The following is a 12,054-nucleotide window of genomic DNA, read 5'->3' as shown; positions in this document are numbered from 1 at the left end:
GAAAAAGGCGCTGGGCAAGCCGATTGGCCTTCCTGAGCGGAAGGCCCGGCTCGTCCGAGCGCCTGGCGACGTTCTGAGCGTAGCGCAGAATATCAGTGGTTGTGGCCACCTTCGCCGTGAACATGGCCATGGGCCTGTTCTTCCAGGGAGGCGTCGCGCACGTCGACGACCTTGACCTTGAAGGTCAGACGCTGACCGGCCAGCGGGTGGTTGCCGTCGACGGTCACGTCGTCGCCATCGAGGTCGCGGATGGTGACGATCTGCATCTGGCCGTCCGGCGCAGAAGCGTGGAACTGCATGCCTACTTCCAGCTCGTCGACGCCTTCGAACATGCTGCGGTTGAGGGTGCTGACCAGTTCGGCCGAGTATTCGCCATAGGCTTCTTCAGGCTCGATGGTGACGTTCAGCTCATCGCCAGCCTGCTTGCCTTCCAGGGCTTTTTCCAAGCCAGGAATGATGTTCGAGGCACCGTGCAGATAGACCAACGGCGCACCGCCGGAGGAGCTGTCGATGACCTCACCAGCGTCGTTGGTCAGGGTATAGTCGATAGAGACAGCCTTGTTGGCGGCGATCAGCATGGGGCGAGACCTTTGCAAAAGAATGTAGAACCTGGAAGTGTAACCAAGGCATCGCCTGATTGCGAACCTGCCATGGCCTCGGCACGACCCAGTGGTAGCCACAGGCGACCCGTCAGTCGGATCGAGGCTTTTCATCGTGACGAGGAAGGTCACTGGGTCGCCGAGCTGAGCTGCGGCCATACCCAGCACCTGCGCCATCAGCCGCCCTGGCAATCGCGCGCCTGGGTCATGGACGGCGCCGAGCGGCAGCGACGTATCGGCGCAGTATTCGCCTGCGGCTGGTGCGCCCAGGCCGTGGATGGCGCTACCCTTGCCGACTGATTCCTCGCAGGTTCAACCCGAGACCCTTCCATGCAGACATTCTTCATCGCGCCAACCGACTTTGGCGTCGGCCTGACCTCGATCAGCCTGGGCTTGGTCCGCACTCTGGAGCGCGCCGGGCTGAAGGTCGGCTTCTTCAAGCCCATCGCCCAGCCGCACCCAGGCGACACCGGCCCCGAGCGCTCCACCGAACTGGTGGCGCGCACCCATGGCATCCGCCCGCCCACGCCGCTGAGTCTGGGCGAGGTCGAGCGCATGCTCGGCGATGGTCAGCTGGACGAACTGCTCGAGCTGATCATCAGCCTCTACCAGCAGGCCTGCCGCGGCAAGGATGTGGTGGTGGTCGAAGGCATGGTGCCGACGCGCAATGCCAGCTACGCCGCGCGGGTCAACCTGCACCTGGCCAAGAGCCTGGATGCCGAGGTGATTCTGGTTTCGGCCGCCGAGCACGAGGTGCTCAGCGAACTGTCCGGGCGGGTCGAGTTGCAGGCGCAGATGTTTGGCGGGCCGCGCGACCCGAAAGTGCTCGGGGTGATTCTCAACAAGGTGCGCACCGACGAAAGCATGGCCGACTTCGCCCGGCGCCTGCGCGAGCATTCGCCGCTGCTGCGCGGCGATGATTTCCGCCTGCTGGGCTGCATTCCGTTCCAGGCCGAACTCAACGCGCCGCGCACCCGCGACGTCGCCGAACTGCTTGGCGCCCAGGTGCTCAATGCCGGCGACTACGAGCAGCGGCGCATGAACACCATCATTCTCTGCGCACGCACCGTGGCCAACACCGTGCCGCTGCTCAAGCCCGGCACCTTGGTAGTCACGCCGGGCGATCGCGACGACATCATCCTCGCCGTGAGCCTGGCGGCTATCAACGGCGTGCCCCTGGCCGGCCTGCTGCTGACCAGCGACAGCAAGCCCGACCCACGCATCCTCGGCCTGTGCCACGGCGCGTTGCAGGCGGGCCTGCCGATTCTGTCGGTGAGCACGGGTTCGTACGACACCGCGACCCAGCTCAATTCGCTCAACCGAGAAATTCCGGTGGACGACCGCGAGCGCGCCGAATTCATCACCGACTTCGTCGCCAGCCACCTCGACGCGGCCTGGCTGCACCAGCGCTGCGGCACGCCGCGCGAGCTGCGCCTGTCGCCTGCGGTGTTCCGCTACCAGTTGATCCAGCGTGCCCAACAGGCCAACAAGCGTATCGTTCTGCCCGAAGGCGCCGAGCCGTTGCTGGTGCAGGCCGCGGCGCTCTGCCAGGCCCGTGGCATCGCCCGTTGCGTACTGCTGGCCAGGCCAGATGAAGTCCACGCGGTGGCCCGCGCGCAAGGCATCAGCCTGCCGGCCGATCTTGAGATTCTCGACCCCGAACAGATTCGCAGCCGCTATGTCGAACCGATGGTCGAGCTGCGCAAGAGCAAGAACCTCAACGCACCGATGGCCGAACAGCAGCTCGAAGACCCTGTGGTGCTGGCGACCATGATGCTGGCCCTGGGCGAGGTCGATGGCCTGGTGTCGGGCCTGGTGCACTCCACCGCCAATACCATTCGCCCGGCGCTGCAACTGATCAAGACCGCACCCGGCTGCAGCCTGGTGTCGTCGGTGTTCTTCATGCTGTTTCCCGACCAGGTGCTGGTCTACGGCGATTGCGTGATGAACCCGCACCCCAGCGCGCCGGAACTGGCCGAGATCGCCCGGCAGAGCGCGGTGTCGGCCGATGCCTTCGGCATCGCGCCACGGGTGGCGATGATCAGCTATTCCAGCGATTCGGCCAGCGATGAGGAAGTCGGCAAGGTGCGCGAGGCCACGCACCTGGCGCAACAGGCGGTACCGCAGCTGTTGATCGACGGTCCGCTGCAGTACGACGCCGCGGCCAACCCCGACATCGCTCGGCAACTGGCGCCAGACAGCCAGGTCGCCGGGCGCGCCACGGTGTTCGTGTTCCCCGACCTCAACACCGGCAACACCACGCACAAGGCCGTGCAGCGCAGCGCCGATGGCGTCAGCCTCGGGCCGATGCTGCAAGGCTTGCGCAAGCCGGTGAACGACCTGCCACGTGGCGCCCAGGTCGACGACATCGTGCACACCATCGCCCTCACCGCCATCCAGGCAAGTCAGGTGCAATGAACGTGAAACGGGGCAGCCGGTTACCCGTGCTGCCCCGTTTGCGTCAGGCGCGATGAATCAGGGGTACTGCTGAACCTGACCCTGTTGTTGACCTTGCTGCTGGTATTGCTGGCCAGGAATCGGCTTGAGGTTGACTTCGACGCGGCGGTTCTGCGCACGGCCATTGGCATCGGCGTTGCTGGCGACCGGCTGGTCCGGGCCCAGGCCACGCACGGAAATCCGCGAGCCATCGACACCTTGCGAACTCAGGTAGGTACCCACGGCCTGAGCGCGGCGCTGCGACAGGTCCATGTTGTGCTGCCGGCTGCCGGTGCTGTCGGTGAAACCGACCACTTCGATGGTGTTCTGGTTGAACTGCTTGAACGAGCTGGCCAGGTTGTTCAGCGGCGAGTAGAAGCTTGGCGCGATGTTCGACGAATCGGTGGCGAAGGTGATGTTGCCCGGCATGATCAGCTTGATCTGATCGCCTTCACGCTGCACTTCCACACCGGTGTTGGCCATGCTTTCACGCAGGGCCTTTTCCTGGCGGTCGGCGTAGTAGCCGTAGCCGGCCGCGGCGGCACCGACAGCAGCGGCGCCGATCATCGCGCCTTTGCCACGGTGGTTATGGTCGATGGCAGCGCCGGCAACGGCACCGGCCAGAGCGCCGAGGCCGCCGTACTTGGCGGTCTTGCTCATGCCCGACGAGCCTTGCGCCTGACCTTGGTTTTCATAGGGGTTCTGGCTGGCACAGCCGGTCATCAGCGCAGCAGCGGTGGCGAGAACGATCAAAGGACGCAGGGAGAACATGGGCAAGCTCCTGGGGCAGGATGAAGAATGCAGCGGTCTGTGAGGCGACCCGTACGGGGTTTTGAGTGTACGCAGCGGGGAAAATTCCGTGGTGAGGTGAGCCCCACCACGCAGCAGAGAGGCAAGTGAGTGTTGCTCACCTCACTCGAAAGGGTTCAGCGCTGCCTCACCTGGCTCGTCGTGCACTGTGGAGCCTACGCCCAAATGCAGTTGCCTGAGCAGCACCGCTGGCAAGCGGATGGCCGCGCTGTCTTCCCATCGCTGAATCTTGATCTGCATAAGCCCCGAAGGTGGTACACGTCCAGAGCCCTGCTGCCATTGCCAGTGACGTATGGCCGCTACTCTGGCCCGCCACGACTCAGATTAAAAGCCCTGTTCGACCTTGCAGAAAGGGCCTACTCATGACACCAAAACCACCCAACCTGGGCAAAAACTCGACACAACCTACGCGCTGAAACTACGGCAGATACAACCTGAACAACCCCCCACCCAATTCCCCGCCATTGGCAATCTCGATACGCCCACGCTGCCCGCCCTGCTCGTGCAGTGCCGCGATGCGCGCAGCGAAGTACAGGCCAAGGCCGGTGCTGCCGCTGCTCTGGTCGATGCCCGGCACGTAGTCCAGTTGCTGCTCGATGAGCCGCTGCGGGTAGCCAGGGCCGTCGTCGTTGATGCAGATCACCAGCTCATTGCCTGACTCTTCGATGCTCAGCAGCAAGGCCTTGTCGGCATGGCGGATGGCATTGGTGAGCATGTTCGACACCACCGAAGCCACCAGCTCGCGGTCGAAGAAGGCCAGCGGCGCCATGGTGTCCAGGCGGCAGGTGGCGACGATGTCGCGGTGCCGGATGACTTCTTCGTGGGCCGCCAGCTGGGCCTCGAGGAAGTCGTCCAGCTCGTGATAGTCGGGGCACACCGGCAACTGGTTGACGCCCAGTTTGTACAGCCCGAGCAGTTGCACCAGCATGCCGTTGAGGTGGCTCAGCTCGTGCTCCACCACCCCCGGTTCGCTGCCGCTGCGCAGCTCTTCAGGCAGCCGCTCCAGCCATTGGTGATGGGCCTGGATCAGCGCCGACAGCGAGTTCTTCATGTCATGCACGGTGGAGGCGATCACCGTGGAAAAATCCAGCCCCTGGTCGTTCTGATTCATGCGCCGAACACTCGGATATGCAACTTGCGGTAACGGTCATAACGGCTGTCACTGGCAGGAATGCCGGCCACGCTGCCAAGGCAGTCGCGGCATTCCTGAATGACCTCCGGGGTCAGTTTCTCACCGGCCACGCGCAGCAGCGCCTGGGCGGTATTGAGCGCGATGCTGATGTTCTTGGCCTGCAAGGCCAGAGCCCTGCGGAACATGCTCAAGGCCAGTTCCAGGTGGCCTGCCTGGTAGGCACGCACACCCTGGCGGTTGAGGTCCACGGCATCGGCCACGGCGTTGAGCACATCCGGGTCTTCGGTCAACTGGCCGACCCGCTCCATCACCTTGGGGTCGTCGCCGTACGATTCCACGCAAGCCTTGAGCACCGATTTGGCCGCCGCGCCCTGACCCATGGCCTTCATTTGCGCGGCCACGGTCAGCGCCGAGTCGACCGAAAAGAACTGGTTCATCTTGCCCAGGCGCTGCATGGCCTGCTCGGTCAACTTGCCGGCCGATTCGGCGTCGCCGGCCTGCACCAGGCTCGAGGCTTTCATCATCCGCGCGCGCACTTGCAGGCCCTGGTCTTCCGGGTAGTCCTTGGCCACTTCGCCCAGGGCATTGTTGATCTCCACCCGGGTCCGCGCATCCAGCCCGCCGCTGCTGCGGCTCATCAGCGCCTGGGCCAGGCCCAGGTTGCTTTCCGGGTCCTTGTAGCGCGAGCTCTGGCCTTGGTTGACCGCATGTCGGAAGGCCTTGGCGGCGCTGTCGAAGTCTTCGTTCTCATAGGCCAGCTTGCCCAGCGTGGCCTGGCGCTTGACCGACAGCGGCGAGAGGCGCACGGCCTCTTCGAGAATGTTCTGCGCACGCTGGCTATCACCCTGGGCGATCAGCACATCGGCCATGCCGTCGTACAGGTTGGGCATGATCGGGAAGGCCTTGAGCGCCTGCTCGTAGATGCCCTGGGCCTGAACGTTGCGCCCACGCTTGTGCAGCAGCTTGCCCATGGCCGCGTAGACCCACGGCTGCGGACGGCTGGCAAGAATCGCACCGAGGTACTTTTCCAGCTCATCGAAGCGGCCCAGGTCACGCAGGGCATCGGCGCGGTAGCGCAGGCACAGCGGCGCGAAGCGCGGGTCCTGCTTGCAGATGTCGGTGCACGCCGCCAGCACTTCGGCGGGCCGGCCGCGGTCGAGCGCCTGCAGGATCGGCTTGAGCAGCGTCTTGCGCTGCACCAGCTTTTCCAGACGCTGGGCCAGGCCCATGCGGTTGAAGGGTTTGGTGATGTAGGCGTCAGGCTCGTGCTCAAGGGCGCAGAGCACGATCGACTGACTGCTCTCGGCAGTCACCATGACGAACACGCATTCGTGGCTGATCTGCTTGTCGAGAATCAGGTCCTCGAGCACCTGCTGGCCGTTCTTCTTGCCGTCGCCGAGGTGGAAATCCTGAAGGATGAAGTCGTAGCGCTTCTGCGCACACATGCGCAGCGCCTGCTCGCCACTGTCTGCGGTATCGACCTGGGTTGCGCCGAGCTCGCGAAGCATGGAGCGGGTCGCCGTGCGGAAATCGGTGAAGTCGTCGACGATCAGAAAGCTTTTTTGCCCGTACTGCAGCATCAACACGACCTGTTGTAGTGAAAAGTTGAAGACATGGCGCGCGGGGACGCGTACCGCCGGTCGCTGTATCGGCCGGTGTACGGAAAAGCTGAAAGAGAAAAACCCGCCGCTGACTGATAGCTTAGAGCCATCATTGTATCGACCGTGTGTGGCTCAAGGCCAGCTGGGCGGGATGACGCGGAGCATCAAGCGAATGTCGAGCGCCCATCAGCGGGCGCTCGGCCAGATATCGAGGGACGAACCCTCAACGCACCCCATCCTGGCGCAGTGCGTTGGGCTGGAAGTCGCCCTTGCTGGCGCTGAAGCCGAAGTCGAATGCGCGGCGCTCTTCGTTCTTCATGCCCAGCGCCAGGTAGCGGCCCGACTGCAGGTCGTAGATGGCTTCGAGGGTGTACCACGGCACCTGGACGTTGTAGTACGACTGCGCATGGGCTTCGGAGACCCGCCACAGCTGCCCGCGACCGTCGTACTGATCGATCACCGCCGCCTGCCAGGTGTCTTCGTCGATGTAGAAATCACGCTTGGCATAGATGTGCCGCTGACCCGGCTTGAGGGTTGCGACCACATGCCAGACCCGGCGCAATTCGTAGCGAGTGAGGTCCTGGTTGATGTGCCCGGCCTTGACGATCTCGGCGTACTTGAGGCTCGGCGAGTCGAGCTTGAAGGCGTTGGAGGCGATGTACAGCTCCTTCTTGCCCTCCAGCTTCCAGTCGTAGCGGTCGGGCGCGCCGTTGAACATGTCCAGGTTGTCGGAGGTGCGCAGGCCATCGGCCGCCGTACCGGGCCCGTCGTAGGCCACCTGCGGGGCCTGGCGCACACGCCGTTGCCCAGCGTTGTACATCCACGCCTTGCGCGGTTCGCTGACCTGATCGAGGGTCTCGTGCACCAGCAGCACGGTGCCGGCCAGCCGCGCCGGAGCGGTGACCTTCTGCTTGAAGTAGAACAGCACGTTGCCAGGGTTGGCCGGGTCGTAGTCCTTCATGCGGTCGCGGAAGACGAACTGGTCCTGGAACGACACCGGGCTGTAGGAGCCATTCTGCTGCGGCGTCACCTGAATCACCTGACGGTTGACGCTGCCGCCGCGGTAACGGGTGATGTGGTTCCAGATCACCTCTAGCCCGTTTTGCGGAATCGGAAACGGGATGGCCGTGCGAAAGTCATTGAGGCCGTTGCCGCCCTGCACCAAGGTAGTCTTGGTGGCGTTTTCCTTGATGGCGGCGAACACCTCGTCAGGCACGGTGGCGCTGCGGTGGGTCTTGTACACCGGAATGCGGTAGGTGTCGGGGTAGCGCTTGAACATCGCCAATTGGCCCGGCGCGAGCTTGGCCTGATACTGCTGCGCGTTCTGCGCGGTGATGGTGAACAGCGGCTTCTCGCTGCCGTACGGGTCAGACAAAAAGCCCTTGGCGTCGACACTGCCGGCGGTCTTCGCCAATGGCTCCCACGGGCCGATCGAGCCGTCGGCATTGCCGGCCTTCTCGGCGCCCATCGGCGTCAGGCTGGTGCCAAGCTTGGCCGCTTCGCCGGCCGACACTGCGGCCATGACCCCGGTGCTCAGCAAAGACAGCCCCAGCACACCGACTTTCAACAGACTTGAGGTGCTCTTCATACGCGTGTCGTCCTGATCGAATGCTTAGAAGTTGACGCCGAAGCTGAGGGCGACGAAGTCGCGGTCATCCACGGTGCTGTACTTGCCGTCGAAGAAGTTGGTGTACGAAAGGCTCGCCGTGTAGGTGTTCTGGTACTCGGCGTCCACGCCCAGGCTGACCGCCTTGCGCCCTTCCTCGAAGTTGCCACCCGGGCCTGGCGAGTAGCCGGACACATCGTGCGACCAGGCCACGCTGGGCTTGAGGTTGACCCCGGCGAAGACGTCGGGGTAGTCCCAGATCACTCGGGTACGGTAGCCCCACGAAGTGCTGGTGGTGTAGCCGTCGTTCTCGCACTTGCGGCTGAGGTTGCTGGTCGAGGCGCCCGCGCCGGCGCCGCCGATGGTGCTGGCGTTGAGCGCCTGGCAGGTGTTCTGCCCGCCGGTGTCGGGCAACGGGCCTGGGCCGAACACCGGGTCGCGGCCGTAGCGGGTGTCGTGGGCACTTTCCAGACCGCCGACATGGGTGATGCCCAGCTCGCCGACCAGGGTCATGCGGCTGGCGCCCATCACCTGGTCGAAGAAGTGCGTCAGGGTGGTCTGAAACTGCGTCACTTCCTTGCGTCGGTAGCCATGCAGGTCCTGACCGGGCACGCCGTTGAGCAAGGAGGCGTTGCTCAGGGCGCCGCCCAGCGGCTTGACCCCGGAGAACAGAATATCGGTGGTGTTGAGCTGTACCGGGGCGTTGGGTCGGTAGCTGAGTTCGCCGCTCCAGGCCGTGCCGGTGGGCAAGGTGGTGGAGAAGCTCAGGCCGTACAGGCGGATATCTTCCGGGTACTCGACGAAGTACTGCGAGTTGCCAGCGACGATCAGCGGCGCCAGCGCCCGCAGCGCCGGCGGCAGGCCGGCCACGCCCTGGAACACCGAGGCCGGCGCGCCGGTGGCGCTGAAGATCGGCGCACGGCTGTGGTAGTTCATGAAGTAGGCGCCGAACTCGGTGTCCAGCGGGTCGAACATGTAGCGCAAGGCGACCCCGAACTGGCCGCTGTCGCGGGCGTCGCGGTCGCCGCCACGGGCCACGCGCACGCCCTCTTCGTTGACGTCTACACCCTGGCTGGCCAGAAACCCTTGCGCCGCCAGGGGCAGGCTGCGGCTGCTGTTGAGCACGCGCAGATTGTTGTTGCAGCCGTCGGCGATGATATCGGGCTGGGAGAAGAACGTGCCGCAGTTGTCGACCACCGTCTGGTCCCATTCCAGCTGGTAGAAGGCCTCGGCGGAGAGGTTGTCGGTCAGGCTCTGGGACACGTAGAACATGTTGACCGGAATCAGGCCTTCCTTGATTTCCGCACCAGGCCGGCGAAACGCTGCCACGTCGATCGGGTTGATAGCGTTGATGCCATTGCCGATGAAGGTGCTCTCGCCCCAGCTCACCACCTGCTTGCCGAAACGCACCGAGCCGGGTTGATCGGCGATGGAGTAATTGTGGTAGACGAAGGCGTCGAGCAGCTCGGCCCCCGAAGACTTGGCGCCTTCCTTGCGGTTCGAGTCGCTGATGTCCTTGAACTGGCGGTGTTCGTCCTTGAGTTCGAAGTCGTACCAGTACTTGCCGCGCACGAAGATGCCGGTATCGCCGTACTTGAGTTCGAGGTCGTGGATGCCTTTGAAGATTTTCGAGAAGGTTTCGCCGCGCTTGAAGTTCAGGTGACCGTCGTCGGAGGTTTGCGACAGCCCTTTGCCGCCGTTGTTGACGCCGATCAGGTTGCGGTTCGGGCTGGCGGTGGACCAGCTTGCGCCAACCGAGAGCGATGAGTCGAACTGGCCCTCGATTTCACCGATGTTGAAGCTGACGCCCAGCGCTGGACTGGCAAGGGATGCAAGGCTCACCGCCAGGGGCAACCTGGCCCGGCGCCACAAGGTGTTGGCAGATTTCATCGACCCTACTCCATGTCATTTATTGTTATGGCAGCGAAGGCCTGCGCAACGGCCCGGCGCACGCAGCGCGTGGCGCCGCCCCATCCGTTTGCGAAGATTCCCTGCCAGGACTGTGGCCGCCGAGATGACGCGGCAAAATCCTCTAACGTGTGATTGGTTTGCGACGCCAGCAAGCATGGCTGATTTGCCGGCAATGGCAAGTTGCCATCCGCGCTGCGCCACGGCTTGCCTCAGACCGACCTGGGCGCGGGATGTTCACAGGGTCGATAAAAACCCGCTGTCGCTGGCCTGCCACTGGGCAACATCGAGGCGAATACGTTTCTTGTCCAGCTTGCCGACGCTGGTCTTGGGGATTTGCGCCACCGCTGTGATCTGCCGCGGAATCGCCCAGGCATTGATCTGCCCATGCTCGACGAACGGCTGCAGATGCGCCTTGAGCGCCTGCGCATCCAGGTGCTGCCCCTCGTGCAGTACCAGCAGGGCGAAGGGCCGCTCGCCCCATTGCGCATCGGCAACCCCCACCACCGCCACCTCGCGCACCGCCGGGTGACGGCTGATCAAGTCTTCCAGAGCCAGTGACGACAGCCATTCGCCGCCACTCTTGATCACATCCTTGATGCGGTCGCGGATGTCGATGAAGCCCATGCCGTCGAGGGTGGCGACATCGCCGGTATGCAGCCAGCCGCCCTGCCACAGCTCGCGGCTTTGTTCCGGCTGGCGGTAGTAGCCGGCGCTCAGCCAGGGTGCACGCAACACCAGCTCGCCCTGGGTCTGGCCATCAGCGGCCAGGAAGCGGCCTTCGCCGTCGACGATGGCCGCCTCGACCAACGGCACCGGCACACCGGCCTTGAGACGGAAGCTGATCTGCTCATCTTCGCTGCTGGCGAGCAGCTCTTCGTTGAGGTGGGCGCAGGCGATCAATGGGCAGGTCTCGGACATGCCGTAGGCGGCCGTGAGCTGAATGCCGCGCGCGCGGGCTGCGTCATACAGTGCGCGGTTCAGCGCGCTGCCTCCGATGATGATCTTCCAGCCGTTGAAATCCTCGCCATGGGCCGCAGGGCAGTTGAGCAGCATCTGCAGAATGGTCGGCACGCAATGGGAGAACGTCACGCCCTCGTCGCGCCACAGGCGCAACAGCATCTGCGGCTCGTAGCGTCCCGGATACACCTGCTTGAGGCCGAGCAAGGTCGCCACATAGGGAATGCCCCAGGCGTGCACATGGAACATCGGCGTGATGGGCATGTACACGTCGTCGCTGCCCATCAGCCGCACGCTGTCCAGCCCGCCGAGCACCGCCGCCTCGGCCAGGGTGTGCAGCACCAGTTGGCGGTGACTGAAATACACGCCCTTGGGGCTCCCGGTGGTGCCGGTGGTGTAGAAGGTGGTGGCCACCGAGTTCTCGTCGAAGTCGGGGAAATCATAGTGCGGGCTGGCCGCAGCCAGCAGTTGCTCGTACTCGCCGAGCAGGCCTGGCAGCTCAGCCGTGGATACCTGCTCATCGCTGAGCAGCAGGGTCTTGTCGACCGTGGTCAGTTGCCCGGCAATCGCCTGATACAGCCCGACGAACTCGCTGTTGACCAGCACCAGGCGGTCTTCGGCGTGGTTCATGGTGTAGAGGATCTGCTCGGGCGACAGGCGCACGTTGATGGTGTGCACCACGGCACCGATCATCGGGATGGCGAACATGCATTCCAAATAGCGATGGCTGTCCCAGTCCATCACCGCAACGGTGTCGCCCGCCTTGACCCCGGCCTGGCTGAGCACATTGGCAAGACGCGCGATGCGTTCGATCAGTTGCGGGTAACTCAGGCGCACCTGGTCGCGGTAGACGATTTCCCGCGTGCGCTCGTAACGCCCGCCCGACAGCAACAGGCGCTTGATCAGCAATGGGTAGGCGTGGGCGCCTGGGGTGGCTTCGAGGATGCGTGTCTGCAACATGACAATCCCTTTTATGGCAGGCGATGGGTCGAGGGCTGCCCC

Annotated in this window: 8 protein-coding genes and 1 pseudogene; 2 read left to right on the top strand and 7 right to left on the bottom strand. The window is 64.2% G+C overall.

Features of this window, described 5'->3' with window-relative positions; translation table 11 throughout:
* Positions 1-92 precede the first annotated feature (92 nt).
* Positions 93-578, bottom strand: coding sequence for an FKBP-type peptidyl-prolyl cis-trans isomerase (locus H618_RS0117920; protein ID WP_028696376.1), 486 nt, complete (start codon positions 576-578; stop codon positions 93-95).
* Between H618_RS0117920 and H618_RS0117915 the strand changes: the two are divergent.
* Together H618_RS0117915 and pta are read left to right on the top strand one after the other, a co-directional pair.
* Positions 577-899, top strand: a pseudogene (locus tag H618_RS0117915) (DUF3565 domain-containing protein). The gene H618_RS0117920 and the pseudogene H618_RS0117915 sit on opposite strands and share 2 nt — an antisense overlap.
* A gap of 30 nt (positions 900-929) precedes the next feature.
* Positions 930-3,017, top strand: a complete 2,088-nt coding sequence (gene pta, locus H618_RS0117910) for a phosphate acetyltransferase (protein ID WP_028696374.1) — start codon at positions 930-932, stop codon at positions 3,015-3,017.
* A 57-nt stretch (positions 3,018-3,074) separates the two neighbouring features.
* Here pta and H618_RS0117905 read toward each other — a convergent pair whose 3' ends face one another.
* From H618_RS0117905 to H618_RS0117875, 6 genes are all read right to left on the bottom strand, one after another.
* Positions 3,075-3,806, bottom strand: a complete 732-nt coding sequence (locus H618_RS0117905) for a YiaD family glycine zipper/OmpA-like lipoprotein (RefSeq protein WP_028696373.1) — start codon at positions 3,804-3,806, stop codon at positions 3,075-3,077.
* A 457-nt stretch (positions 3,807-4,263) separates the two neighbouring features.
* The gene (locus tag H618_RS0117895) at positions 4,264-4,956 is read right to left on the bottom strand and encodes a sensor histidine kinase (RefSeq protein ID WP_028696372.1); all 693 of its coding nucleotides are present in this window, start codon (positions 4,954-4,956) and stop codon (positions 4,264-4,266) included.
* The gene (locus H618_RS0117890; RefSeq protein WP_028696371.1) at positions 4,953-6,557 is read right to left on the bottom strand and encodes a tetratricopeptide repeat-containing response regulator; all 1,605 of its coding nucleotides are present in this window, start codon (positions 6,555-6,557) and stop codon (positions 4,953-4,955) included. The genes H618_RS0117895 and H618_RS0117890 overlap by 4 nt, the downstream gene beginning before the upstream one ends.
* Positions 6,558-6,801: 244 nt before the next feature.
* Positions 6,802-8,166 (bottom strand): DUF1329 domain-containing protein, encoded by a 1,365-nt coding sequence (locus tag H618_RS0117885; RefSeq protein WP_028696370.1) that lies wholly within the window; start codon positions 8,164-8,166, stop codon positions 6,802-6,804.
* A gap of 24 nt (positions 8,167-8,190) precedes the next feature.
* On the bottom strand, positions 8,191-10,074 hold the full coding sequence (locus tag H618_RS0117880) for a DUF1302 domain-containing protein (RefSeq protein ID WP_028696369.1): 1,884 nt from the start codon (positions 10,072-10,074) through the stop codon (positions 8,191-8,193).
* 255 nt (positions 10,075-10,329) lie between these two features.
* A complete protein-coding gene (locus H618_RS0117875) occupies positions 10,330-12,012 on the bottom strand; it encodes a fatty acid--CoA ligase (RefSeq protein WP_028696368.1) in 1,683 nt (560 codons plus the stop codon).
* Positions 12,013-12,054: the final 42 nt, after the last annotated feature.

The organism is Pseudomonas cremoricolorata DSM 17059 = NBRC 16634, from assembly GCF_000425745.1.
Classification (GTDB): domain Bacteria; phylum Pseudomonadota; class Gammaproteobacteria; order Pseudomonadales; family Pseudomonadaceae; genus Aquipseudomonas; species Aquipseudomonas cremoricolorata.
This window is presented reverse-complemented; position numbering and strand designations above follow the sequence as displayed.